General features: G+C 67.8%; 20 protein-coding genes. 15 read left to right on the top strand and 5 right to left on the bottom strand.

The window, feature by feature from the left end; translation table 11 throughout:
• The first annotated feature begins 3 nt into the window (after window positions 1-3).
• Window positions 4-2,706 carry a DNA polymerase I gene (gene polA, locus EV650_RS09535; protein WP_134117393.1) on the top strand — a complete coding sequence of 901 codons (2,703 nt, stop codon included), beginning with the start codon at window positions 4-6 and terminating at the stop codon, window positions 2,704-2,706.
• Window positions 2,707-2,710: 4 nt separating this feature from the next.
• On the top strand, window positions 2,711-3,577 hold the full coding sequence (locus EV650_RS40675) for a hypothetical protein (protein ID WP_238174107.1): 867 nt from the start codon (window positions 2,711-2,713) through the stop codon (window positions 3,575-3,577).
• Here the strand turns inward: EV650_RS40675 and EV650_RS09525 are convergent.
• A complete protein-coding gene (locus EV650_RS09525; RefSeq protein ID WP_134117391.1) occupies window positions 3,561-4,040 on the bottom strand; it encodes an NUDIX hydrolase in 480 nt (159 codons plus the stop codon). The two genes, EV650_RS40675 and EV650_RS09525, sit on opposite strands and share 17 nt — an antisense overlap.
• 205 nt (window positions 4,041-4,245) lie before the next feature.
• On the opposite strand from EV650_RS09525, the gene EV650_RS09520 reads away from it, so the two are divergent.
• The 3 genes from EV650_RS09520 to EV650_RS09510 are packed head-to-tail and all read left to right on the top strand — an operon-like array spanning window position 4,246 to window position 7,911.
• Window positions 4,246-6,000 (top strand): extracellular solute-binding protein, encoded by a 1,755-nt coding sequence (locus EV650_RS09520; RefSeq protein ID WP_134117389.1) that lies wholly within the window; start codon window positions 4,246-4,248, stop codon window positions 5,998-6,000.
• Window positions 6,001-6,005: 5 nt separating this feature from the next.
• The gene (locus EV650_RS09515) at window positions 6,006-6,932 is read left to right on the top strand and encodes a carbohydrate ABC transporter permease (protein ID WP_238174106.1); all 927 of its coding nucleotides are present in this window, start codon (window positions 6,006-6,008) and stop codon (window positions 6,930-6,932) included.
• A 4-nt stretch (window positions 6,933-6,936) separates the two neighbouring features.
• Window positions 6,937-7,911 carry an ABC transporter permease gene (locus EV650_RS09510; RefSeq protein ID WP_134117385.1) on the top strand — a complete coding sequence of 325 codons (975 nt, stop codon included), beginning with the start codon at window positions 6,937-6,939 and terminating at the stop codon, window positions 7,909-7,911.
• A gap of 1 nt (window position 7,912) precedes the next feature.
• Here EV650_RS09510 and EV650_RS09505 read toward each other — a convergent pair whose 3' ends face one another.
• On the bottom strand, window positions 7,913-9,160 hold the full coding sequence (locus tag EV650_RS09505) for an MATE family efflux transporter (protein WP_134117383.1): 1,248 nt from the start codon (window positions 9,158-9,160) through the stop codon (window positions 7,913-7,915).
• Window positions 9,161-9,254: 94 nt separating this feature from the next.
• On the opposite strand from EV650_RS09505, the gene EV650_RS09500 reads away from it, so the two are divergent.
• Entirely contained in the window at window positions 9,255-11,960 is a 2,706-nt protein-coding gene (locus EV650_RS09500) for an alpha-(1->3)-arabinofuranosyltransferase domain-containing protein (RefSeq protein ID WP_238174105.1), read from the top strand.
• Here EV650_RS09500 and EV650_RS09495 read toward each other — a convergent pair.
• Together EV650_RS09495 and EV650_RS09490 are read right to left on the bottom strand one after the other, a co-directional pair.
• Window positions 11,849-12,889, bottom strand: a complete 1,041-nt coding sequence (locus EV650_RS09495) for an acyltransferase family protein (RefSeq protein ID WP_134117379.1) — start codon at window positions 12,887-12,889, stop codon at window positions 11,849-11,851. The two genes, EV650_RS09500 and EV650_RS09495, sit on opposite strands and share 112 nt — an antisense overlap.
• A complete protein-coding gene (locus EV650_RS09490; protein ID WP_238174104.1) occupies window positions 12,886-13,686 on the bottom strand; it encodes a class I SAM-dependent methyltransferase in 801 nt (266 codons plus the stop codon). Before EV650_RS09490 ends, EV650_RS09495 begins: the two co-directional genes overlap by 4 nt.
• Window positions 13,687-13,709: 23 nt before the next feature.
• Here EV650_RS09490 and EV650_RS09485 point away from each other — a divergent pair, with 23 nt between their 5' ends.
• The 3 genes from EV650_RS09485 to EV650_RS09475 all read left to right on the top strand — a co-directional run bounded on the left by EV650_RS09485 (window position 13,710) and on the right by EV650_RS09475 (window position 17,253).
• On the top strand, window positions 13,710-14,585 hold the full coding sequence (locus EV650_RS09485; RefSeq protein ID WP_134117377.1) for a phosphotransferase family protein: 876 nt from the start codon (window positions 13,710-13,712) through the stop codon (window positions 14,583-14,585).
• Between the two features lie 250 nt (window positions 14,586-14,835).
• Entirely contained in the window at window positions 14,836-16,332 is a 1,497-nt protein-coding gene (rpsA, locus tag EV650_RS09480) for a 30S ribosomal protein S1 (RefSeq protein WP_134117375.1), read from the top strand.
• Between the two features lie 72 nt (window positions 16,333-16,404).
• Window positions 16,405-17,253, top strand: a complete 849-nt coding sequence (locus EV650_RS09475; RefSeq protein WP_134117372.1) for a class I SAM-dependent methyltransferase — start codon at window positions 16,405-16,407, stop codon at window positions 17,251-17,253.
• Here EV650_RS09475 and EV650_RS09470 read toward each other — a convergent pair.
• Window positions 17,244-17,837: a hypothetical protein gene (locus EV650_RS09470; RefSeq protein ID WP_134117370.1), complete on the bottom strand. Its 594-nt coding sequence runs from the start codon at window positions 17,835-17,837 to the stop codon at window positions 17,244-17,246. The genes EV650_RS09475 and EV650_RS09470 overlap by 10 nt on opposite strands.
• Window positions 17,838-17,924: 87 nt before the next feature.
• Here EV650_RS09470 and coaE point away from each other — a divergent pair, with 87 nt between their 5' ends.
• The 6 genes from coaE to uvrB all read left to right on the top strand — a co-directional run bounded on the left by coaE (window position 17,925) and on the right by uvrB (window position 24,870).
• A complete protein-coding gene (coaE, locus tag EV650_RS09465) occupies window positions 17,925-18,533 on the top strand; it encodes a dephospho-CoA kinase (RefSeq protein WP_134117368.1) in 609 nt (202 codons plus the stop codon).
• A 202-nt stretch (window positions 18,534-18,735) separates the two neighbouring features.
• Window positions 18,736-19,872, top strand: coding sequence for a PrsW family glutamic-type intramembrane protease (locus tag EV650_RS09460; protein WP_238174103.1), 1,137 nt, complete (start codon window positions 18,736-18,738; stop codon window positions 19,870-19,872).
• A complete protein-coding gene (locus EV650_RS40670) occupies window positions 19,869-20,930 on the top strand; it encodes a hypothetical protein (protein ID WP_202874440.1) in 1,062 nt (353 codons plus the stop codon). The genes EV650_RS09460 and EV650_RS40670 overlap by 4 nt, the downstream gene beginning before the upstream one ends.
• 221 nt (window positions 20,931-21,151) lie before the next feature.
• On the top strand, window positions 21,152-21,856 hold the full coding sequence (locus EV650_RS09450; protein ID WP_134117364.1) for a hypothetical protein: 705 nt from the start codon (window positions 21,152-21,154) through the stop codon (window positions 21,854-21,856).
• A 31-nt stretch (window positions 21,857-21,887) separates the two neighbouring features.
• Entirely contained in the window at window positions 21,888-22,718 is an 831-nt protein-coding gene (locus EV650_RS09445) for a hypothetical protein (protein ID WP_134117362.1), read from the top strand.
• A 46-nt stretch (window positions 22,719-22,764) separates the two neighbouring features.
• On the top strand, window positions 22,765-24,870 hold the full coding sequence (gene uvrB / locus EV650_RS09440) for an excinuclease ABC subunit UvrB (protein WP_134117360.1): 2,106 nt from the start codon (window positions 22,765-22,767) through the stop codon (window positions 24,868-24,870).
• Window positions 24,871-24,878: the final 8 nt, after the last annotated feature.

Raw genomic sequence — 24,878 nt, 5'->3', positions numbered from 1 at the left:
ACGATGACCAAGGACACCGCGACCCCGGGCACCGGGCGACCGCGGATCCTGCTGCTGGACGGGCACTCGCTGGCGTACCGGGCGTTCTACGCGCTCCCGGTGGAGAACTTCTCCACCACCACCGGGCAGCACACCAACGCGGTGTACGGGTTCACCTCGATGCTGATCAACATGCTCCGCGACGAGCAGCCGACGCATATCTGTGTCGCGTTCGACGTGTCCCGCAAGACCTTCCGCTCCGAGCAGTACGCGGAGTACAAGGCCGGCCGCTCGAAGTCGCCGGACGAGTTCAAGGGGCAGGTCTCGCTGGTCAAGGAGGTGCTGGAGGCGCTCCGGATCCCGACCACCGAGATCGACGGCTGGGAGGCCGACGACATCCTCGCCACGCTCGCGACGCAGGCCGCCGAGCAGGGCTTCGAGGTGCTGATCAGCAGCGGTGACCGGGACGCGTTCCAGCTGGTCAGCGAGGACGTCACGGTGCTGTATCCGAAGCGCGGCGTGTCCGAGATCGCCCGGATGGACCCGGCCGCGGTCGAGGAGAAGTACGGCGTGACTCCGAGGCTCTACCCGGATCTCGCGGCGCTGGTGGGGGAGCAGAGCGACAACCTGCCCGGTGTGCCCGGGGTCGGTCCGAAGACCGCGGCCAAGTGGCTGAACCAGTTCGGCTCGCTGAACGACGTGATCGACCGGGTCAACGAGATCAAGGGCAAGGCCGGCGAGTCGCTGCGCGAGCACCTCGCCGACGTGATCCGGAACCGGCAGATCAACGAGCTGGTCCGCGACCTGACCCTGGACGTCACGGTGGACGACCTGGTCCGGACTCCGTGGGACCGCGAGAAGGTGCACACGCTGTTCGACAGCCTGGAGTTCCGGGTGCTGCGCGAGCGGCTGGTCGCCGAGCACGAGGAGGTCGACGCGACTGTCGACCACGGCTTCGAGCTGGACGGCGTGCAGCTGAAGCCGGGCGAGGTGGCTGCCTGGCTCAAGGAGCACGCGAGCACCGGTGAGCGCATCGGCGTCGCGGTGCAGGGGAGCTGGGGTGGTGGGACCGGCGAGATCACCGGCCTCGCGCTGGCGGGCACGTCGGGCCAAGCTGCCTGGTTCGACCCGACCGTGCTGACGCCCGACGACGAGTCGGCCTGGAAGACCTGGCTGGCCGACGAGAAGCAGCCCAAGGCGCTGCACGACGTGAACGGTCCGCTCCTCGGCTTCCTGGAGCGGGGCTGGACCCTGGCCGGTCTGAGTTCGGACACCCAGCTGAGTGCGTACCTGGTCCGGCCGGATCAGCGCGCGTACGACCTCGCCGACCTCACCGTGCGGTACCTCAAGCGTGAGCTGCGCAACGAAGAGGCCGAGAACGGGCAGCTCAGCTTCGACGACATCGAGGGCGGCCCAGCCGCCGACCACACGATGCTGCGGGCGCGCGCGATCGCGGACCTCGCCGACACCCTCGACGCCGAGCTCGAGAAGCAGGCCGGTACGGCGCTGCTCGCGGACGTCGAGCTCCCGCTGATCCAGGTGATCGCGGCGATGGAGCGGGACGGTATCGCGGTCGACCGGCCGTACCTCGAGCAGCTGGAGGAGCGGTTCGCCACCGGCGTACGGGAGGCGGCCACCTCGGCGTACGAGGTGATCGGTAAGGAGATCAATCTCGGGTCGCCGAAGCAGCTGCAGGTGGTGCTGTTCGACGAGCTGCAGATGCCGAAGACCAAGCGGACCAAGACCGGGTACACCACGGACGCGGACTCGCTGCAGGCGCTGTTCGAGAAGACCGAGCACCCGTTCCTGGCGTACCTGCTGGCGCACCGGGACGCGACCCGGCTGCGGCAGACGGTCGAGGGGCTGCTGAAGACGATCAGCCCGCGCGACGCCCGGATCCACACCACGTTCAACCAGACCATCGCGGCCACCGGCCGGCTGAGTTCGACCGACCCGAACCTGCAGAACATCCCGATCCGGACCGAGGAGGGCCGCCGGATCCGGCAGGCGTTCGTCGTCGGCGAGGGCAACGAGTCGCTGATGTCGGCGGACTACAGCCAGATCGAGATGCGGATCATGGCGCACGTCTCGAAGGACCAGGGCCTGATCGACGCGTTCAACTCCGGGATGGACTTCCACTCGGTGACCGCGTCCCGGGTGTTCTCGGTCGAGCCGGGCGACGTGACCCAGGCACAGCGGGCCAAGATCAAGGCGATGAACTACGGCCTGGCGTACGGCCTGTCGGCGTACGGGCTGAGTCAGCAGCTGAAGATCGGCGTCGACGAGGCCAAGGGCCTGATGGACGAGTACTTCGAGGGCTTCGGCGGCGTCCGGGACTACCTGCGGTCGATCGTGATCGACGCCGGCAAGACCGGGTACACCGAGACGATCCTGGGCCGGCGGCGGTACCTGCCGGACCTGACCAGCGACAACCGGCAGCGCCGCGAGATGGCCGAGCGGATGGCGCTGAACGCGCCGATCCAGGGGTCGGCCGCGGACGTGATCAAGATGGCGATGCTGAAGGTCGACCGGTCGCTGCGTGAGTCGGGACTGAAGTCACGGATGCTGCTGCAGGTGCACGACGAGCTGGTCTTCGAGATCGCGCCGGGCGAGCGGGAGCCGCTGGAGGAGCTGGTCCGCCGCGACATGGGCGCCGCCGTCGAGATGGACGTCCCGCTGGACGTGTCGGTCGGCGTCGGCCGCACTTGGCACGAAGCCGCCCACTGAGCCCGTGCCGGAGCTGAACCGGCCAGACCAGCCGAACCGGCCGTTTCGTTGGGATCTGGTCCGGCCGGATCAGCTCGGCTCGATGCTCGACGGCGTCGAGGTGCCGCCGCTGTTCTTCCTGGACGGCCTGATCGAGTGCGCGGCGCGAGTCCTCGGGCAGTGCGCCGACGGTGAGCTGCACTTCGTCGGCCGGTCGGTCGACAGCCTGTACGACCTGCTCAGCGGCGCGCTCGCGGACACCGGGTGGAGCTCCCGTCTGCACCCGCTCCCGCTGTCGCTCTACGGCCTCAGCGGGCAGGGTTTCACCGCCGAGGAGCTCCGCCAGCTCCGGACCAACCTGACCGCGGAGGGCCTGGCGCCGGCCGAGCTGATGCGCGGCCGGCCGACGGTCTTCGTCGACCTCGTCTACCAGGGCTCCACCTTCGAGAACCTGTACGCCGTACTGCGTGAGTGGATCGACGACGAACGGGCGCAGTGGGACGTGATCCGCCGGCAGTTGCGGTTCGTCGGCATCACCTGGCGAACGAAGACCAGCCCGAATACCTGGCGCTGGCAGCAGCACGCGGACTTCGCCGGCGAGCTCCCAGCCACCGCGATCCGCAACGTCTCCCTGGACGGGCGGCTCTGGTCGTACTTCGGCAACACCCAGCCGAAGACAGCCGAGTCGTTCCGCCGGACCCGCTGGTCCGACGCCGACGTCGCCGAACCGCGCCGGGCGGAGGAGACGCGGCTGGCGCTCGCCGAGGCGGTCCAGGTGGTGGCCGCCGGGCGGACCCCCGACGTACGGCGTGCGCTCGCCGACGAGCTCGGGCGGCAGCCGGCGATGAGCGAGCGTTGGCTACGGGACCTGCAGCTCAGTCTTCGGAAGTGAGGTAGAGCGGCTGTCCGTCGGGGGAGAGGGCGCGCTGGAGAAGCATCAGGTCGGTGTCGCGGAGCGGCGGTAGGCCGTCGAGCGGCCACCAACGGACGTCGACGGACTCGTCGTCGTTCACGCGAGCCTCGCCGCGGAGTGGGCGGCAGCGGAAGCACAGGTCGAGGAACTGGACCCGGTCGCCGTTGGGGTAGCTGGCCGGCGGGAACGACTCGACACTGAGCAGGCGCTCGACGGCGGCCTCGACCGCGGTCTCCTCGAAGATCTCCCGGACCAGGCCGACGGCCGGCTGTTCACCGGGCTCGAGGATGCCGCCGATCAGCGCCCAGTTGCCGGTGTCCGCACGCCGGACCAGCAACACCTGGTCCTGATCGTCGAGCACGACACCGGTCAGGCCGGTCAGCCAGAGCAGGTCGTGCCCGATCTTCTCGCGCAGGTCGAGGATGAACTTCGGGGTCGGCATGGCAGCACCCTACCGAAGCCGGGTTTGCAAGAAGTCACATGTGAAACGTTCAGCGGAAAGCGCTTGCTTGCAAGATCCTGACAGTGACCGGCCGATTCCGGCCGGTGACCGCCGACCTCTTCCGTGCCGCCGGGTTGTGTGTCATCCTCCCGGGCAAAGATCCGAGATCCTATCGGATATTCCCTAGCTGGCATCGGGAGGCGGGATGCACGAAGACATCCGGACCACGCCGGTCAAGCGGCGCGCGGTGGTCGCAGGTGCGCTCGGAATCGCGGCCGCAGGCGGCAGCGGTCTACTGAGCGGCTGCAGTTCAGGTGAGGCCGCCGCCGGTGCCGCACCGGACAGCCTGAGCGCACCACCCACCACACTCGGCCAGAAGAGGACTGGCATCATCTACCCGCCCGGGTACGTCGGACCGGTGGCCCGCGAGCGGCGAGCGATCGTCACCGAGCCGGCGACGTTCACCGTCGTCGTACCGCAGAGCCTGACGGTCGGCGACTGGGAGAAGAACGAGTTCACCCGCTGGATGGAGCAGCAGACCGGCATCCGGATCCAGTGGCGTCAGGTGGCCGGCAAGGGCAACGACGCCGAGACGATGACGAAGGTCAACGCGATGATCGCGGCCGGCGACGTACCGGACGCCTTTCTCGGCATCACCTTCACCCGCTCGCAGCTGTATCTGTACGGCGCGCAGAACCTGTTCGTCGACCTGAACCCGTACCTCGACAAGTACGCGCCGAACCTGCACCAGGCGATGAAGGACTACCCCGAGGCGCGCAAGTTGATGGTTGCCCCGGACAAGGGCATCTACAGCTTCCCGGACATCAACGACTGCTACCACTGCCGCGCCTCGAACGGCCGGGCCATTCTCAACACCGACTGGCTGCGCAAGGTCGGCCTGGACATGCCGACGACGACGGACGAGTTCCGCGAGGTACTCACGGCGTTCAAGAAGGCGGACCTCGCCGGCGGTGGCAAGACGATTCCGTTCGGCGGCTACAAGGATCAGCCGCTGGACACCTACTTCATGAACGCGTTCCTCTACAACCCGGGCGAGCCGTGGCTGGTCGTCGACGACGGCAAGGTCGGCGTCACCTACGTCAAGGACGAATGGCGCGAGGGCCTCAAGTACCTGCACGACCTGTACGCCGACGGCCTGCTGGCGAAGGACATCTTCACCGCGAACGAGGACCAGATCAAACGGTACGGCGACAACCCGAGCGGGCCGATCCTCGGTGGAGCCCGGGTGTACTACTGGGGCACGTTGATGACCTTGGACCTGGTCGATCCCAACGCCCGCTGGCGCCAGTACCAGACGATGGAGCCGCTCAAGGGCCCAGGCGGTGTCCAGATCGCGCCGTGGGACTACCTCGACGTCGGCCTCGAGGTCTCGACTCTGGTCGTCACTCGCAAGTGCCGGCGGCCTGACCTGCTGGTCCGCTGGGCCGACTATCAGATGGATCTCGAAGTCGTACTGCGTTCGTACGCCGGTCCGGACATCCGCTGGTCGGCCAAGGGTGACAAGGGCATCAACGGCAAGCAGTCGGTGTACGGATTCGACTCCTGGAACACCGACGCGACCAAGGGCAAGACCTGGGACCAGTACGGCGTGATGTACCGGTCGGGCGACTTCCGGCTGGCTGAGCGGGTCAACCCGAAGAAGCCGACGTTCGAGTCACCGCTGTACGAGCAGACCCGGGACCAGCTGTTCCCGTTCAAGCAGCCGATGGAGCAGCAGTTCCCGCCCGTCACCTTGGAGGCCGACCAGGCCGCGCAGGACGCGGAGATCGGCCTGAACCTGAAGGGCGAGGTCACGTCGTCGATGGCGAAGTTCGTCACCGGGAAGCTCGACCCGGCCGACGACGGGCAGTGGAACGACTACAAGAACCGCATTAACAAGATCGGACTGCAGCCCTACCTGGAGATCCAGCAAGCCGCCTACGAGACCTACCAGGGGTGACGACCGTGGCCACAGCTACAGAAACAGCTCTGACCGGGGCACCCGCACCGGTCCGCGAGACCCGGTCCGACCGGATCGTGATGATCTGCAACTACACCGCGCTCGGCCTGTTCACGCTGGCCGTGCTCTACCCGCTTGTTTACGTGGTCAGCGCTTCGCTGAGCGACCCGAAGAACGTTGTCTCCGGCAAGGTCTGGCTCTGGCCGGTCGGGTTCAGCCTCGAGGCGTTCAAGGCGATCTTCGACTACGACTCGATCGTGAGTGGCTTCGGCAACTCGGTGATCTACGCGATCGGCGGTGCGTTGATCGCGACCGCATTGACGCTGTTGGCGGCGTACCCGCTGTCGCGGCGTGGGCTGCCGGGCAAGGGCATCATCATGGCGTTGTTCGTGTTCACGATGATGTTCAGCGGCGGCCTGATTCCGACGTACCTGGTGGTCGACCGGCTCGGGCTGCTGAACACCCGCTGGGCGATCATCCTGCCGGGAGCGCTCGCGGTCTGGAACATGATCATCACCCGGACCTTCTTCCAGTCGACGATCCCCGAGGAGCTGGCCGAGGCCGCGAAGGTCGACGGCTGCACCGACTTCGGGTTCTTCTGGCGGATCGTGCTGCCGCTGAGCAAGCCGATCATCGCGGTGAACCTGCTGTTCTACGCGGTTGCCCAATGGAACTCGTGGTTCAGCGCGCTGATCTACCTGACCAACGAGCACCTGTTCCCGCTGCAGATGGTGCTCCGGCAGATCCTGATCCAGAACAACTTCGATCCGTCCCAGGTCCGCGACACCGCCGAGCTGATCCGGATGAAGGAGTTGCAGGAGCAGCTGAAGTACTCACTGATCGTGATCGCGATCATCCCGCCACTGCTGATCTACCCCTTCGTGCAGAAGCACTTCGTCAAGGGCGCCATGGTCGGCTCACTGAAGGGATGACGTCATGACTACAGACACTCTGGTACGACGGACGCCCGCGCACAGTGCTGCCCGTCCGACGAAGCAGGCGCTGGGGCTCGGCGCGCGGATGCGCAGGCACTGGCAGCTGTACGTGATGCTCGCGCTGCCGTTGATCTGGCTGGCGATCTTCGCCTACTGGCCGATGTACGGCGCGATCATCGCCTTCAAGGACTACAACGTCGTCGACGGCATCTTCGGCAGCCGGTGGGTCGGCTTCAAGCACTTCGAACGGTTCGTCGAGTCGTACCAGTTCTGGCGGCTGATGAAGAACACGTTGATCCTGCACGTGTACGAGCTGTTCGCGACGTTCTGGCTGCCGATCCTGCTGGCGCTCGGGCTGAACATGGCCCGGCGCCGGTGGTACCGACGGTCCGTCCAGCTGATCACGTACGCACCGCACTTCATCTCGACCGTGGTGGTGGTCGGGCTGATCGTGGTGATCGTCGACCCGAACACCGGCGTACTGAACCAGTTCCTCGGTCTGTTCGGGATCGGGCCGATCGACGTACTGAACAACCCGGACTACTTCCGGCATCTGTACGTCTGGTCGAGTGCCTGGCAGACGATGGGCTTCTCGGCGATCATCTACCTCGCCGCGCTGACCAGCGTGTCGCCCGAGCTGCACGAGGCCGCGATCGTCGACGGCGCGTCCAGGCTGCGCCGGATCTGGCACGTGGACCTGCCGGCGATCCGCCCGGTCGCGGTGATCCTGCTGATCCTGAACATCGGGTCGATCATGTCGGCCGGGTTCGAGAAGGTCCTGCTGCTGCAGAACACGCTGAACCTGCAGACCTCGGAAGTGATCGACACCTATGTGTACAAGCTGGGCTTCGCATCCCAGGTGCCGCAGTTCAGCTATGCCGCGGCGATCGGCTTGTTCAGGTCGGTGATCGGACTGGTCCTCCTGGTGCTGGCGAACACCATTGCTCGGCGCTTCGCCAAATCCAGTCTCTGGTGAGCTAAGTGGCCTGGCGGTGCAGTCCGGCCGCCAGGCCGCCGGAGAGCAGGAGAGCGCAGGCGCTGGTCATCGCGACCAGCACCTTCACGCCGGTGAGGCCGGTGGCGATATGGGCGCCGAGCACGATGCTTGCTGCGACCGCCAGGACGACCAGGCCGGCCCAGATGCCCAGTGCGGCGCGCTTCTCCTGCTGCGCGATCGCGGCGTACACGACCAACTGCAGTACGGCGTACGCCGAGCCGGCCACTGCGAACATCCAGGTGTACGGACCGAGTGGCGCGTATTTGTCCTTGCCGCCGATGACCTCGACCACGACGCCGGGCAGGATCAGAGTGCCGATCACCGCGCACACGCCCAGGCCGGCGACGGCCAGTATCGCGCGCCGCAGCCGGACGGTGTCGCCGGGGGAGTTCGCCAGGGACGGGAACACCAGCACGATGACGAACTGCGGCAGGAACAGACAGGCCTTCGCGATGATCAGACCGGCCGCGTAGTACCCGCTGTCCTTCTCGTCGAGCAGGGCGCGAGCGAAGAGCACATCCGCATTGGCGAGCGCGAAGAACGCCAGCAGGGTGTGCGTGCCGTGCACGGTCTCCCGCAGTGCCTCCTTGACCTGCTCGCCGGTCGCACCGCTCGATCCACGCAGGAAGAACTGGCCCAGCAGAGCGGGTACGACGGCACCGAGCGCAAGGCCGGCCATCGCCCAGTCGAGCGACGGGTGGATGAGCAGCGCGCCGCCACCGAGCACCAGTCGGCCGATGCCCGTGGAGAAGTAAATGGCGGCCAGCTCGGTCCAGCGGTGGCTGCCTTGCAGGACGCCGAGCTGTGAGCCCATCAGTGTGAGGCTGCCCAGAGTCGGTGCGAGCAGCAGGATCGCGACGACCGAGTCGATGTGCAGCAGCCACATGAACAGCGGCGTCAGTACTAGGCAGAGCACGGTGAGTCCGAGAGCAGACCGACGGCCTGCCCGCAGCATCGCGTCGGCCAGAGAAGCCGCGCCGTCCCCGGTGTGTGTGGCGAGCCGACGAGCTCCGGCAGCCTGCAGTCCGAGTGAGGCGACGTTGCCGATCAGCAGCAGGCCCAGGAGGGCAGTGATCGCGCCGAACTGCTCCGGGATCAGCCGGCGGGAACCGATCAGCGTGAACCCGTAGGCCGCCACGTTCATGATCGCCATCGCGACCGCGACGACCGTGGCACTGCGCAGGAAGGCACTGCGGGGCGCCTGCGGTTGGGTGGTGCCCGACGTCATTCTGCGCTGCCTCGGATCGCTGGGTGATATTGCCGACCTCACGGTACGGCAACGATGCCGTCCGGAAGCCGCCGGATCCGTTAATGTCCCGCCGGTGGGGAGGCTGAAGACAGGCAGTGCGGAACAGGTGGTCTGGCGAGCGAGGCTCGTGCTGGGCTGCCTGGCTCTGATTGCCCTGTGCTTCCAGCAAGCCCCCGGCAAGATCGTTCCGGACAGCAAGCTCGAGCTGACGGCTGCACCGGGCAACTTCCTCTCGCGCGCACTGCACTTGTGGGATCCGCACACTGCGTTCGGCCAGGTCCAGAGCGACGCCTACGGCTACCTCCTGCCGATGGGACCGTTCCATTGGCTGCTGGACGCGCTGTCTGTGCCGGACTGGATCGCCCAGCGCCTGTGGTGGTCGCTGGTCCTCTGTGTCGCGTTCCTCGGTGTCTGGAAGCTCTGCAACGTCCTGCAGTACGGCGTGCCTTGGACGCGTCTCGCCGTCGCGTTGTTCTACGCGCTGATCCCGCGGACGTTCGGTGAGCTGCCGATCGAGGTGTGGCCGATGGCCATGGCCCCCTGGGTCTTGCTGCCTCTCGTCTCACCGCGTGCCCGGTCCGGCTGGTGGCGGGTCAGTTGGTCGGCTCTCGCGTTCGCGCTGATCGGTGGTGCTAATCCGGTCGCAGCGGCCGCCACGCTGATCGTGCCGGCGATCTGGCTGCTCAGTCGCGCGAAGGTGAAGCTCGCACTGGGCTGGCTCGGCTTCGTGGTCGCGGCGTCGCTCTGGTGGCTGATCCCGCTGCTGCTGGTCATCCGGTACGGCGATGCGCCGCCAGGCCCGCGCTGGCAACCGGCGATCGGTGTGGCTATCGGCCTGCCGCTGGCCCTCGCCGCCGCGCACTACCTGCGCCGGCTGGCCAGCCTGGCGGCGTCCCGAAGCATCCACCGTCGCGTCGTACCTGTGCTCGTCACCTGTCTGGCAGTGGCCGCAGCGGTGCCTGTGGTTGCCGCTCGACCAGACGGAGCGTTCACCACGATCCCGGCACATTGGCATGGGGCGGCGGCGTGGTTGGACGAGCAGGCCGCGCCGGGCAGTGTGCTGGTCCTGTCGAATACGACCGAGCCACTCGCCGCCCTGGTCAAGCGACCCATGGCTGCGCTCACGGATGATGTCCGGCGTCGTATCGACTCCGGCGTCGGTGACCAGACTCTGCGGCAGGAGCTCACCCGCGACGGCGTCCGATACGTCGTGGTGCGCAACGACCAGACGGACGGTGTGCCCGCGTTGGCGGTCCACGACAGTCTGGCCGACGCCGGCATCAAGCGAGTCGCGTACTTCGGCCCGGCCGGGCAGACCCGCCTCCCGTACCCGACTGTCGAGATCTACGACGTCGGGCCGACCACACCGGGCCGACTGCTCCCGCGGTCCCGGCTCGTCGCGGTCGGTGGCACGGTTGACGACGTACCGACCGTCGTGACTGCGCTCGGCGGGGGCGGAGGCGCCGTGCTGAGTGCGGACGCGGACGGCAAGCTCGACGGGCTGCCGTTCATCGAAACGGACGCCGGCGGTCAGGCGGTCGACCGGCAGCCGAGTGCGGTGGTACTGCGGAATCGGCAGATCGGACGGTCCGCCTGTCTGCATGTCGGCGTACGGGCGTTGTGTAGCAAAGGCCAGGCCCAGGCTGCGGATGAGTCGAACGGACTGTCCCGCAACGTGCAGTTGCCGTCGGCCGCGTCGTACGAGGTGCAAGGGACCGCCTTGGCGAAGGAGGGTGACGCGCTCGAGCGGCTGCTGTTCATGCCGGGTGCGATCACGGCAACGGCATCCTCGCGGGCGGTCACGGCACCGGAAGGGCGGCCAGGTGCGGCCGTGGACCGCGACACCGGGACCGGTTGGATCGCGGACCCGGACGACCCGGCGCCGAGCCTGACGGTGAAGTTGCCGGCGGCAAGGGATGTGCAGGGGCTGCGGTTCCGGTCCGACACCTACCTGGATGGCTCGCGGCCGGCCGAGGTGATGCTGCATTTCGACGGCAGCGTGCCGATCCGGGCCGCGGTCGACGCCGACGGGAACGTCCGGTTCGCGAAGCGGCACGCGCGGACGATCGAGATCGACTTCACCGCGACTAAGCCGTTGCAGGACGCTCGGCGGAGCCCGGTCGGCGTGACGGAGGTCGAGGTGCTCGGCGCGGACGACCTGCGCAAGGCAGTCGATCCGAATCGCCGGATCACGCCGTACTGCGGGAACGGGCCGACTCTCCGGATCGACGGCGTACAACTGCAGACGCAGGTCGTGGCGACCATGCAGGACCTGCTGCAACGACGGCCGGTCTCGTTCAGCCTGTGTGGACAGCTGACGTCCGTCCCCCTGCGGTCCGGGCGACACGACGTGGAGGTGCTGGCGAACCGCGGGCTCGTGCCGATCGAGACCACGCTGGCCAAGGCTGGGTTCGGTGACGTGTCTGTGACGCCGGTGCAGGGCGTGGACGTGTGGCGTCCGAACCCGGCCGAGCTGACTGTCGAGGTGCCGGACGCGGACCAGCAGTCGGTGCTGGCGGTTGCACAGAACTACAACGAAGGCTGGGAGGCGTACGACAGCAGCGGCCACAAGCTCACGCCGATCCGGATCGGCGGCTGGCAGCAGGGCTGGGTGGTACCGGCCGGACCCGAGCAGGTCGTCACGGCAGCCTTCATGCCCGACCGGGCCTACCGTGCCGGGCTACTGCTCGGACTGGTCGCGTTGCTAGCGGTCCTGGCCACTGCCGTGTTCTTCCGGCGTACTCCGAAGCGCAGCGCCGGCCGCTCGATCAGGCGGTAACTCGCGGCCGCGATCACGACCGATGCCACCAGCGTCACCGGCAGCTGTACGACGAACGGTCCGTGGAGCAGGCCTAGTACGACGAACCCGTACACCACCACGCCGTACGAGAGTTGTGCGGCGATCTGTGCCGGACGACCACCCAGCACGCGTACTGTCCGTGCGGTGGGGGTCAGGACCGGGAAGAGCACGCACGCCACGATGACCGTGTAGAGCAGGCTCTTGAGCAGTGCCTGGGCCGGTGTGGGCACGGAGTGGTCGTATGGCCCGGCTAGTGGGGTCGCGGCGATCAGTAGGAGGGCTGCGGCGATTCCCCAGAGCGTGCCGGGCACTCTGGTCAGCGTGTCGAGTGTCGACGGTCCGAGTCGACCTGTGGCGCGGGCGACCTGCCACAGCGCCAGACCCATGCCGACCGCGAACCAGCCGAGGTACCCGGGCAGCCAGAGAGCCGCCTGTGGGACTGCTGCCATCCAGACCGGTCCTATGACGGTCAGCGCGACCAGCACGAGGAGCCGCCAGCGGACACTGCGGCGAGTCGGTCGCTCGTACCCGGTCAGCAGCCTGCCTAGGCCGGGGAGGAGCAGGTAGAAGGGGAGTGGAGTGAAGACCGCCCACTTGAGGTAGGTGGTCGCTGGGTGCGGGACGAAGACGATCGACAGGACGACGGCGACCAGCAGGGCGGGGAGGATCCGCAGCGCCCGGCTGCGCAAGTAGGGGAGCGTGAGCGGCGGCAGCGTGCCGGAGAACCACGCGAGCACATGCGGCCGGTAGAGCAGGAACCCGGAGACCGCGCAGAAGATCGCCCAGCCGACATCCAACCTGGACACCACGCCGGCGAACGGCGCGTCCGTGTGCAGTCCGACCATTGCGGTCACCACTGCGACCGCAGCGATTGCACGTAGGCCGTCGACTGCTGGGAATCGGGTCATGTGCCCAGTCCTTTGTGTGCGGTCCAGATGGCCGTTCCGGGGACCAGCGGGCCACGCTCGGGCCCCCAGCCGCCCCAGACCAGCTCGTGTCCGGCGGGCCACTCCGGCTCGAGCAGATCGTCGACGACGAACCCAGCTCCGGTCAGCTCACGGATCCAGTCACCTGTGGTCCGGTGGTGCTCGGCGTACACCGGCGTACCGGAGGAGTCGACCTCGACGTACGGCGTCCGGTCGAAGTAGGAGTGCGTGATCCGCAGACCGGCGGGCGATGGGTCGTCCGGCATGGTCCAGCGGAACGGGTGGGTCACGGAGAACACCAGCAGGCCACCGGGCCTCAGCACGCGGTCGAGCTCGCGGAACGCCGTACCGACGTCGGCCACGAACGGGAGAGCGCCGAAGGCCGAGCAGGCGATGTCGAACGAGCTGTCCCGGTAGGGCAGTGCTGTCGCGTCGGCCGCGGCTGTGCGGACCGTCGTACCGGTCCGCGCGTCCAGCTCCTGGGCGATCCGCAGCTGCTCGACCGAGATGTCGAACGCGACCACGTCGGCGCCCTGACCGACCAGCCAGCGCGAGCACTGCGCCCCACCACAGCCGACCTCGAGGATCCGCTTACCCCGGACCGGTCCGAGCAGCTGGGCCGATGACTCGTCGACGCCTTCCGGGGACCAGATGAACCGGTCGTCACCGAGGAACTCGCCGTGCTCCTCCAGGTACTCGTCGGCCGCCGAATCCCAGTAGGCACGACTGGCCCGCGAGGCCTCCGCCTCGCTCAGCTCCACCCATACCGGCCTATTCACGCGCACACTCTAGTGTCGGGCGCATGGACGACTTCGCAGCCAGTGCCGTTCCTCTCACCGGGGGCTACGGCGGCCAGACGTTCGCGGTCAGTGCGGGCGGCGAGGACGCAGTACTCAAGCTGTACGTGAAAGACCCGGACCGGGCTGCCGTCGACGCTGCACTGCTCCAACTGGTCAGGGGCCTGCTACCGGTGCCACGGGTGCTGGACTTGAAGCGGGAGGGGTCGTACGACGACCCGCCGTACCTGCTCATGGAGCGGCTGCCCGGGGTCAATCTGCAGGTCTTTCTCGACACGGCCTCGGAGGAGCAGCGCCGGACGGTCGGAATGCAGCTCGGCGAGGTGCTGGCGAGGCTGAGCGGGATGCCGTTCCTTCAGTCCGGGATGTTCCGTGGCGGCGAGCTGGCAGTGGAGCCGTTCGGGCTCGGCGACCTAGAGCAGTACGCCGCCGGTCTCCGCCTCGGACTGGACCCGGAGCGACTTGCGGTCGTTCTGAACGAGGCAGAGGACCTGATGGCCGACGGCGTCGACCGGGTCTGCCTCGTCCACAGCGACTTCAACCCGAAGAACCTCCTGGTCGACCCGGCGACGGCGCGGATCACCGGGCTGATCGACTGGGAGTTCGCCCACGCGGGATCGCCGTACGCCGATGTTGGAAACCTTTTCCGGTTCTGCGAGGACCCGGTTCTGGCCGGCGCCGTGCTGGAGGTCCTGCGGGGAATGGGCCTGGGGGAGCGGCTCGTGGACCTCGGCCGGGCGGCCGATCTGTGGGCTCTCCTGGACCTGGCTTCCCGCGCGGCGGAGCACGAAGTCGCCGCTGCCGCGCACCGTCTGGTCTCCCGGATGGTGGACACCGGCACCCTCTCCGGAGGACGTCCGGCACTGGACGTCGTACATTGAGATCGATGGCACGTCGGGACACCTCGGCGGGCGGCCGGTAGGGACCGGGTGCCCCAGGTTGTGCTGCCTTCGTCAAGACCGGTATTCTGTGAGATGCGCTATGGGCCCGCGCGACCTCGGACGGAGCAGGCTCGTGCTCGCAGCAGTCGGTGGTGAATCTGTGCTCTTCAGGCAATCCAGCGGTTTGATGCGATCCAACGGAACTTAGCGCGACCGCACAACACCACCAGTCCACGGAGCAACCCACCACATGACGGCCAGCATCGAGGCACCTCTCGACCCCGCAGTTCGCACCACCCCGCAGGTAGCGGTCAATGACATCGGGTCGGAGGAAGACTTCCTCGCGGCGATCGATCAGACCATCAAGTACTTCAACGACGGCGACATCGTTGAAGGGACCATCGTCAAGGTCGACCGGGACGAGGTTCTCCTCGACATCGGTTACAAGACCGAAGGCGTGATTCCCTCCCGTGAGCTGTCGATCAAGCACGACGTCGACCCGAACGAGGTCGTCAACGTCGGCGATCACGTCGAGGCCCTGGTTCTCCAGAAGGAGGACAAAGAAGGCCGTCTGATCCTCTCGAAGAAGCGCGCCCAGTACGAGAAGGCCTGGGGCACGATCGAGAAGATCAAGGAAGAGGACGGCGTCGTCACCGGCACCGTCATCGAGGTCGTCAAGGGTGGCCTCATCCTGGACATCGGCCTCCGTGGCTTCCTGCCCGCCTCGCTCGTCGAGATGCGTCGCGTCCGCGACCTCCAGCCGTACGTCGGCCAGGAGATCGAGGCCAAGATCATCGAGCTGGACAAGAACCGCAACAACGTGGTCCTGTCCCGCCGGGCGTGGCTGGAGCAGACGCAGTCCGAGGTGCGGATGAACTTCCTCACCCAGCTGCAGAAGGGCCAGATCCGCAAGGGTGTCGTCTCCTCGATCGTCAACTTCGGTGCGTTCGTGGACCTCGGCGGCGTCGACGGTCTGGTGCACGTGTCGGAGCTGTCCTGGAAGCACATCGACCACCCGACCGAGGTGGTCGAGGTCGGCCAGGAGGTCACCGTCGAGGTGCTGGACGTCGACATGGACCGCGAGCGCGTCTCGCTGTCGCTGAAGGCGACCCAGGAAGACCCGTGGCAGCAGTTCGCCCGGACCCACCAGATGGGCCAGATCGTGCCCGGCAAGGTCACCAAGCTGGTTCCGTTCGGTGCGTTCGTCCGCGTGGAGGAGGGCATCGAGGGTCTGGTGCACATCTCCGAGCTGGCCGAGCGGCACGTCGAGATCCCGGAGCAGGTTGTCCAGGTGAACGACGACGTGATGGTGAAGATCATCGACATCGACCTGGAGCGGCGCCGGATCTCGCTGTCGCTGAAGCAGGCCAACGAGGGTGTCGACCCGGTCTCGGACGACTTCGACCCGACGCTCTACGGCATGACGGCGACGTACGACGACCAGGGCAACTACATCTACCCGGAGGGCTTCGACCCGGAGACGGGCGAGTGGCTCGAGGGCTTCGACGCTCAGCGCGAGGAGTGGGAGCGGCAGTACGCCGAGGCCCACACGCGCTGGGAGGCCCACAAGAAGCAGATCGAGGACGCCAAGACGGCGGACGTCGAGGCCGGCGAGGCGTCGACGTACTCCTCGGCGTCCGGTGGCGGCAGCAGCTCCGCCCCGCAGGACGACGCTCCCGTCGAGGGTGCGCTCGCTTCCGACGAGGCGCTGCAGGCACTCCGCGAGAAGCTGACCGGCCAGGGCTGATCAGTTCGACCCTTCGAAGCCCCCGCATCCTTCTGGGTGCGGGGGCTTCGGCTGTCCTAGTACGGTCTCTGCGTGGACGAGACGTCAGCACGCAGTCACACAGCGGAAGGGGTCGCCGCGTTGCGCGCGGCCGGCGCCCGCTCGACCGACCCGGTCCGTCACAACCCTGATCACCTCGCTGAGCGGCTCATCAGCCGCCGCTACCAGTTGCTGCTCCGGGTGCGCCCGCTGCGGGCGATCGCGCTGCTGTGGGCCGAGCGTGAGCTTGCCGGACTGTCGCTGTTCATCACGGCCCGGACGAAGCACCTCGACGCGATCCTGCTCACGGAGCTCGAGGCGGGCATCAAGCAGGTCGTGATCCTGGGCGCTGGTGCCGACACCCGGGCCTATCGGTTCGGTCCGCAGTTCCCGGACGTGGCGTTCGTCGAGGTCGACCATCCGGCCACCAGCGCGTGGAAGCAGGAGCGGGTACGGCGGGCTTTCGGGGAGGCCGCGGTCCGGTATGCCCCGATCGACTTCCACAGCCAGAAGCTGGCCGACGTCTTCGATGACCTGTCCGTGCCCACGCTCTTCATTTGGGAAGGCGTCACGCCGTACCTGACCGCGGACGCGATCGACGACACGCTCGCGACAATCAGCCGGTTCGCGCCGGCATCGAGTGTGGCGTTCGACTACGTCTACCGGTCCGCGGACGGGGCCGAGAAGCTCCGGGCGTACCTCGAGCGGCACAACGAGCCGCTGCGGTTTGGCCTGGATCCTGAGGACGTAAAGGACTTTGTCACGTCGCGCGGACTGACCTTGGTGAGCAACGCGACCGCAGAGGACCTGGTCCGGGACCACCTGACTGGTGCGGACGGCAAGCCGATCGGTCCGAGCCTGGAGTACTCCGGGATCGCGCACGCGCGGGTGAATCAGTCGTAGGGGCGGCGGATCCGGGGTTTGCCGAGGTCCGTGCCCCACTGGCCGCGGCCTTCACCCTTGAGCCGCATCTTCAGCTCCATCACGTGCGCGCGGGCGCCGCTCGCGGAGAAGAAGCCGATCCGGTACGGCTCGTTCGGAGCCCCTGCCTCCCACGCCGGCACCTGCTGCTCGCCGTACCGGACCATCCGGACCGGTGGGTCCTCGCCCGCCTTGATCCGGGCCGCGTCCTGGGCGCAGGCCGGCACGGTCCGGGTCGGCCCGTTGCGTGGTGTCCAGACCACGTTGCCGGTGGCCGGGCCATGCTGCGGGTTGAAGAAGCACGGCGTACGACGCTCTGGTAGCGGATCGCCCGCCACGCGGGCGCGGACACACGCCAGTGCGTAGCGTCCTGAGGTCAGGGTGTCCACGACCGCACTGATCGACTCGAACGAGCTGAGCCGGTCGACCAGCCGTTCGGCGGTCTCGTACGCGTCGAGCGCGGTCTGGTAGTCGTGCCGGGTCTCCGCATCGAGTTCGGTGCTCTCCAGCAGCTCACCGAACCGGGCCAGCTCCTCCCCGAACTGGACCACGTCCTCCTCAGCCATCAGCCGGACGTGACCGAGCTCCTCCACATCCCGTCGCCTCGACCACCACCCCATAAGCCATGCTAGGCCGCTCGATAGGGTGCTGGGGTGCTGAGAGTGGGACTGACTGGCGGGATCGGCGCCGGCAAGAGCGCGGTGTCGTCGCGGCTGGCCGAGCGGGGTGCCGTGGTGATCGACTCCGACGTACTGGCGCGGGAGGTGGTCGCGCGCGGGACCGACGGGCTGGCCGAGGTGGTGGCGGCGTTCGGTCCCGGCGTACTGACCGCCGACGGTGACCTGGACCGGCCGGCGCTCGGGAAGATCGTGTTCGGTGACGAGACCGCCCGGCGGACGCTGGAGGCGATCATCCATCCACGGGTCCGTGCCCGGGCGGCCGAGATCGAGCACGGCTCGCCGGCGGACGCGATCGTCGTACACGACATCCCGCTGCTGGTCGAGACCGGTCAGGCCGACAGGTTCGACGTCGTACTCGTGGTCGACGTACCGGTCGAGCTGCAGGTGCAGCGATTGACGTCGCACCGTGGGATGTCTGACACGGAAGCGAATCAGCGGATCGCCAGTCAGGCCTCGCGTGAGGACCGCTTGGCGGTTGCGGATGTTGTCGTGGACAACTCCGGCAGCCTCGACGATCTGGACCATCGGCTCGACAAGGTGTGGGAACAACTCGCAGGCCACGGTCCGGACACGAAAAGGTGACCCTTGCGCGGTAAATGATGAATCCGGGACCGGCTGTACGAGAATCTGTCCCGGTTCGGCCCAGGGTTGATCGGGGCCGGCCACCGACGGCGCGCCCCGCGCCGGTCCGGACGTCCGAGGTTGGGAGGATGGCGTGGTGTGTCCGCGCTGCAGCTCCGACGTCCCCGAGGTCTCGCATTTCTGCCACCACTGTGGCAACGACATGCGTACCGGGGATGCCGAGCGCAAGAAGGCGTACGCCGCCAGGCCGGATGAGCCGGTGGCGTCGTTCAAACTGGTCTCGACGATCATGCCGCAGGGTTCCGGCCAGCAGCCGTACACCTACAAGGTCGCGCTGGGCATCGCCCTGCTGCTGACCGTGGTGACGGCGGCGCTCGGCGCCCTGCCGGTGGCGATCATGATCGCGGCCTTCGCCATCCCGATCGTCTACATCATCTACTTGTACGACGTGAACCTCTGGGAGGACGAGCCGATCCCGGTGGTCGCCGCGGCCTTCGTGCTGACCGGCGTACTCGCGGCTGTCTTCACCTGGCTGTGGAAGGACAAGCTGACGCTCTCGCTGGACACGATCGGCGGTAACAGCGCCGGTCCGTCCGGGCGGGACCTGCTGATCCTGCTTCTGCTGGTGCCGGTGGTGTCGGAGCTGATCCGGCAGATCGGCCCGCTCTACCTGGCCTCACGGCCGCGGTACGACGACCTGATGGACGGCTTCACCTTCGGTGTGGTGGCCGGTGTCGGGTACGCCTGCTTCGAGACGCTGGTGCTGCACTGGGGCTGGATCAGCGGCGGCTTCGCCGGTCCGGGCAGCAGTGCCGGCACGTGGATCTCGATCGTGCTGCTGCACGGCTTCATCAAGCCACTGGTGTACGGCTCGGCCACCGGCCTCGCGGGTGCGGAGTTCTCCGGCCTGGGCGAGGGGTACGACGGGTTCACACCGCGCTGGGTGTTCGGCCTGCTCCAGGCGATGGTGGTCAACGCACTGTTCCAGGGCGGGGTCTACCTGCTCGGTTTCGTCGGCGGCCACGGTTCGACCGTCGGTTCGATCCTCGGCGTGGTCTGGGGCCTGCTACTGCTGGGTGCGCTGATCATCCGGGTCCGGACGGTGCTCCACAAGGGTCTGCTCGAGGCGGCGCTGGAGTCTGCCGCCCGGGGTGGTTCCAACCACGCGTCGGGCGACCTGGCGTTCTGCTCGCGCTGTGAGATGCCGCTGCTCCCGCACTCCGACTTCTGCTCCGCCTGTGGCAACTCGGTGCGGTCTGTGCCGAAGTCCGCTCGCGGGGTGACAGCACCGACCGGCGCCGGTGGGTACGAAGCGACGACTGGGGAGACGCAGGCATGAGCAACCAGCAACCGCCCTACGGTGGCGGCCAGGGCGGCCAGGGCGGACAGCCGCCGTACGGCGGTCAGCCGGGGCAGCAGCCTGGTCCGCAGGGCCAGCCTGGGTACGGTCAGCAGCCGCCGCAGGGGCAGCCTGGGTATGGGCGTCCGCAGCAGCCGCCGCCGGGCTACGGGCAGCCGGGTCAGCCTGGTCCGCAGGGCCAGCCCGGTCAACCGCCGTACCCGCCGCAGCAGGGTCAGCCTGGGCAGGCGCCGTACCCGCAGCAGGGCCAGCCGCAGCAGACCTTCCCGGGTCAGCAGCAGTACCCGCAACAGCAGCAGCAGGGCTACCCCGGTCAGCAGCAGTACCAGCAGGGGTACCCGGGCCAGCCGCAGTACGGCGGCCAGCAGCAGTGGGGTCAGGGTCAGTTCGGTCAGCCTTCGCGCAAGCGTGGCGGCGGCAGCAAGACGCTGCTGCTCGCGGGCGGCGGCTTCGCCGTGGTCGCGGTCATCGGCATCATCCTGGCGCTCGTCTTCAAGGGCGGCGACGACAAGAAGGCGGACCCGGGCCCGGTCACCCAGCCGACGACCGGCCAGAGCACCGAACCGACGAACGTCGACGAGGGCATCGAGGTCGGCCAGGGTGTGTACGTGAAGCCGCAGCCCGGCTACATCCGCAAGAGCCTGACCGGGTTCGACGGGGTGTACCTGCTGAAGCAGGGCGAGGCGTACTTCATGGTGAACGCCTGGAAGGCCGAGGCCGGTGAGAACACCGACACGGTGCTGCCGAAGCTGCTGTCCGCGGAGACCAAGGACCTGACGTCGGTGAAGACCGGCCAGCCGAAGGTGAGCAAGCCGGGACCGGACGACAAGACCACGGTCAAGGTCCTCACCACGCAGGAGTTCGACGCGGTGTCGACCAGCCAGAACGGCAGCCTGCCGGTGGTCGGCTTCGTCGGCGTGATCGAGCGTAACGACGGCGTGATCACGATCATCCGGGTGTACGGGCGCAAGGACAAGATCGCCACCATCCAGCCGGACTCCACGGCGATGCTGCAGTCGGTGGTCAAGAGTCAGTGAGCGGAAAGCGCGACAAGGGTTCCAGCGGCAACCCCTGGGTCAACGACCCCGGGCCGGAGCCGGACGCCGAGCCGGAGGAACAGCTCCCGCCGTCGCCCTGGGACCTCGAGGTGCCACCGCCACCGTCACCCTGGGACGGCGGGTCAGCGCAGGGACCAGGCCCGGGACAAGCTCCCGGTCCTGCTCCTGGCCAGGGTCCCGGTCCGGGTTCTGGTCCGGCGATGGAGACCTCGTCGGCGTGGGGTGACAAGGTCGGGCCGCCGTCGCTGCGGCGGCCCCCGCCGGAGAAGAAGAAGAAGGGCTTCCCGCCGCTGCTGATCCCGATCGGCGCCGGCCTGGTCGTGGTCGCGCTGGTCGCGGTTGCACTGGTGCTGCTGTCCGGCGGTGGCGACGACAAGGCCGACCAGAGCAACACGCCGAGTACGCCGGTGGGTACGCCGACGGCGCCGAAGTCGTCGTACCAGCCGCCGTCGAACGCGATCGCGGTCGGCTTCGGCGTGTCGCTCGTACCGGTCGCAGGCTGGAGCCTGGTCACCCAGGAGACCCAGGGCAAGCAGGTCGCGACCTATGCACCCGACGGACAGCCACGCGGGTTCTTCTGGGTCCGGCAGAAGGAGAAGGTCACCGCGCAGGCGTACCTGCTGGGGATCGTCGAAGGTGAGACCGAGGAAGAGGTCGCGCAGCTCGGCAACGTGCGGAACCTGCCGTGCCCCAAGGACGTCTTGGTGGAGTGCGTCGCGATCGACTACACCTCCACGGCCAAGGACAAGACCGGCGCGGACGTGAACGTCAAGGGCACCGTCGAGGTGTACCGGCGCAAGGACGGCGTGGTCACCGCGCTGGACTACCGGACCCGGGTCGACTTCGCCCAGAAGGCCGATGCGGACGCCGCGATCATGAAGAAGTCCGTGATCGACAGCATGTGACGGATCCCCAGAACTACCGCGAGGAAGAAATATGAGTCAGCAGTACGGTCCGCCGCCAGGCCCGCCGCCCGCACCTGCTCCCGCTCCGGCGGGCTGGGGTCCCGGGCAGCAGGGCCGGCCGGGCAGTGCCGCAGGTGGGTCCGCGGGTGGGGCCGCAGGTGGTGGCTGGGGTCCCGGGCCGCAGCGGCCACACGAGCCGCCGAAGTCGAACCGGACGCCGTGGATCATCATGGCCTGCGCGGTCGTCGCAGTACTGCTGGTCGCTGTCGGCGTCGTACTGCTGGTGAACGGCAATGGGAACGACAAGCCGGCGGCCCAGCAGACGCCGGATCCGGTGGGCTCGCTGTACACGCCGTCGCCGACTCCGACCCCGAACGACTCCAAAGGCCCGAACGACCTCGGTGTCGAGGTCGGCTGGGGGGTCTGGTTCACGCCGTCCAAGGGCTGGCTGCCGGACTGGGACAAGTCGAAGAGCGGGAAGAACTACATCCTGCAGCAGTTCAGCGCACGCGGGCTGATCGACGGGTACTACTGGGTCCGCCAGACCGAGCTGTACAACGCCAAGAGCTTTGCCGAGCACCTGGTCGACGTCGAGTCGAATGGCATGCAGGGCGTCCGGATCGGCAGCGGCGTCGCCTGCAAGCCGGCCAACCCGAACATCAAGGCCTGCTACGCCCTGTCGTACACCGGAGTCTGGGTCGGCAAGAACGGCGCCAAGGTCTCGATGAAGGGCTTCGTCACCGCCTACCAAGACAAGTTCGACCGAGTAACCGCCACGGACGCCGCCCTGGAAACCCGCGTCTACGCCCGCCGAGTAAACGAACTCATCTACATGAACAACAGCGTGGTCAAAAGCTTCTGACCTGGGGTTTTAGAAACTGTCGGCGGCGGGCCGTACGGTGGGTGGCATGAGACAGGTGTCGGATCTCCAGCGGATGGTCGCCCCGTTGAAGGTGGTGTCGGACTTCGATCCGGCAGGTGACCAGCCCGCCGCGATCGCGGACCTCGAGCGGCGGATCAACGCCGGCGAGCAGGACGTCGTACTGCTGGGCGCGACCGGTACGGGTAAGACCGCGACCGTCGCCTGGCTCGCCGAGAAGATCCAGCGCCCGATGCTGATCCTGCAGCCGAACAAGACCCTCGCCGCCCAGTTCGCGACCGAGCTACGCAACTTCTTCCCGGAGAACGCGGTCGAGTACTTCGTCTCGTACTACGACTACTACCAGCCCGAGGCGTACGTCCCGCAGACGGACACCTACATCGAGAAGGACTCCTCGATCAACGAGGAGGTCGAGCGGCTCCGGCACTCCGCGACCTGGTCCCTGCTGACCCGCCGCGACGTGGTCGTGGTCGCGACCGTGTCCTGCATCTACGGCCTGGGCTCCGCGGACGAGTACCTGAACCGGATGATCCACGTGAAGGTCGGCGACGAGATGGATCGCGACGGCCTGCTCCGCAAGCTGGTCGGCGTGCAGTACGCCCGCAACGACCTGGCAGGCACCCGCGGCACGTTCCGGGTCCGCGGCGACACGCTCGAGGTCTTCCCGGTCTACCAGGAGCTCGCCGTCCGGGTGGAGTTCTTCGGCGACGAGATCGAGCGGGTGATGACGCTGCACCCGCTGACCGGCGAGGTGCTGAGCGAGGAGGAAGAGCTCTACATCGGCGCCGCGACGCACTACGTGACCGCGCCGGAGCGGATGGAGCGCGCGATCACCTCGATCGAGGCCGAGCTGGAGGGGCGGCTGGCCGAGCTGGAGCGCGGCGGCCAGTTGCTGGAAGCACAGCGGCTCCGGATGCGTACGACGTACGACATCGAGATGATGCGTCAGATCGGGACGTGTTCCGGCATCGAGAACTACTCGCGCCACACCGACGGCCGCGAGCCCGGTACGGCGCCGCACTGCCTGCTGGACTACTTCCCCGAGGACTTCCTGCTGGTCATCGACGAGTCGCACGTCACCGTCCCGCAGATCGGCGGGATGTACGAGGGCGACATGTCTCGCAAGCGGACCCTGGTCGAGCACGGGTTCCGGCTGCCGTCGGCGATGGACAACCGGCCGCTGCGCTGGGAGGAGTTCCTGGAGCGGATCGGCCAGACCGTCTACCTGTCCGCGACCCCGGGGCAGTACGAGCAGGACAAGTCCGACGGGTACGTCGAGCAGCTCATCCGGCCGACCGGTCTGGTCGACCCCGAGGTGATCGTGAAGCCCACCAAGGGCCAGATCGACGACCTGATCCATGAGATTCGCGGCCGGGTCGAGCGGAACGAGCGGGTCCTGGTCACGACGCTGACCAAGAAGATGTCCGAGGACCTGACCGACTACCTGCTGGAGATGGGTATCCGGACCAGGTATCTGCACAGTGAGGTCGACACCCTGCGCCGGGTCGAGCTGCTCCGCGAGCTGCGGATGGGTGAGTACGACGTCCTCGTCGGCATCAACCTGTTGCGGGAGGGCCTCGACCTGCCCGAGGTATCGCTGGTCGCGATCCTCGATGCGGACAAGGAAGGCTTCCTGCGTTCGGGCCGGTCGCTGATCCAGACCATCGGCCGTGCGGCCCGAAACGTGTCCGGCCAGGTGTTCATGTACGCCGACAAGATCACCCCGTCGATGGAACAGGCGATCGACGAGACGAACCGGCGCCGCGCGAAGCAGACCGCCTACAACGTGGCGCACGGCGTCGATCCGCAGCCGCTGCGGAAGAAGATCGCCGACATCACCGACATGCTGGCCCGCGAGGACGCCGACACCGCCGAGCTGCTCGGCTCCGGCCGGAACCAGTCCCGCGGCAAGGCTCCGGTCCCAGGCGGCGGCAAGCTGAAGGCGGGCGAGAAGGCGAAGGAACTGGCCGGCGGCCTCCCGTCCTCCGACCTGGCCGACCTCATCCAGCAACTCACCGACCAGATGCACAACGCGGCCGCCGAGCTCCAGTTCGAGGTAGCCGCCCGCTACCGAGACGAGATCTCCGAACTCAAAAAGGAACTCCGCCAAATGACCAACGCCGGCGCCAAATAGCTCCGGTC

This window comes from Kribbella kalugense, from assembly GCF_004365875.1.
Lineage (GTDB): Bacteria > Actinomycetota > Actinomycetes > Propionibacteriales > Kribbellaceae > Kribbella > Kribbella kalugense.
The sequence above is the reverse complement of the archived record's forward strand: the minus strand, read 5'-3'. Positions and strand labels throughout refer to the sequence as shown.

What these genes read in the sequence shown, in the direction of transcription:
- polA (WP_134117393.1), top strand. Translation starts at nt 4, where the DNA reads ATGACCAAGGACACCGCGACCCCGGGCACCGGGCGACCGCGGATCCTG.
- EV650_RS09525 (WP_134117391.1), bottom strand. Translation starts at nt 4,040, where the DNA reads ATGCCGACCCCGAAGTTCATCCTCGACCTGCGCGAGAAGATCGGGCAC.
- EV650_RS09520 (WP_134117389.1), top strand. Translation starts at nt 4,246, where the DNA reads ATGCACGAAGACATCCGGACCACGCCGGTCAAGCGGCGCGCGGTGGTC.
- EV650_RS09510 (WP_134117385.1), top strand. Translation starts at nt 6,937, where the DNA reads ATGACTACAGACACTCTGGTACGACGGACGCCCGCGCACAGTGCTGCC.
- EV650_RS09505 (WP_134117383.1), bottom strand. Translation starts at nt 9,160, where the DNA reads ATGACGTCGGGCACCACCCAACCGCAGGCGCCCCGCAGTGCCTTCCTG.
- EV650_RS09495 (WP_134117379.1), bottom strand. Translation starts at nt 12,889, where the DNA reads ATGACCCGATTCCCAGCAGTCGACGGCCTACGTGCAATCGCTGCGGTC.
- EV650_RS09485 (WP_134117377.1), top strand. Translation starts at nt 13,710, where the DNA reads ATGGACGACTTCGCAGCCAGTGCCGTTCCTCTCACCGGGGGCTACGGC.
- rpsA (WP_134117375.1), top strand. Translation starts at nt 14,836, where the DNA reads ATGACGGCCAGCATCGAGGCACCTCTCGACCCCGCAGTTCGCACCACC.
- EV650_RS09470 (WP_134117370.1), bottom strand. Translation starts at nt 17,837, where the DNA reads ATGGCTGAGGAGGACGTGGTCCAGTTCGGGGAGGAGCTGGCCCGGTTC.
- EV650_RS09460 (WP_238174103.1), top strand. Translation starts at nt 18,736, where the DNA reads ATGCGTACCGGGGATGCCGAGCGCAAGAAGGCGTACGCCGCCAGGCCG.
- EV650_RS40670 (WP_202874440.1), top strand. Translation starts at nt 19,869, where the DNA reads ATGAGCAACCAGCAACCGCCCTACGGTGGCGGCCAGGGCGGCCAGGGC.
- EV650_RS09450 (WP_134117364.1), top strand. Translation starts at nt 21,152, where the DNA reads ATGGAGACCTCGTCGGCGTGGGGTGACAAGGTCGGGCCGCCGTCGCTG.
- EV650_RS09445 (WP_134117362.1), top strand. Translation starts at nt 21,888, where the DNA reads ATGAGTCAGCAGTACGGTCCGCCGCCAGGCCCGCCGCCCGCACCTGCT.
- uvrB (WP_134117360.1), top strand. Translation starts at nt 22,765, where the DNA reads ATGAGACAGGTGTCGGATCTCCAGCGGATGGTCGCCCCGTTGAAGGTG.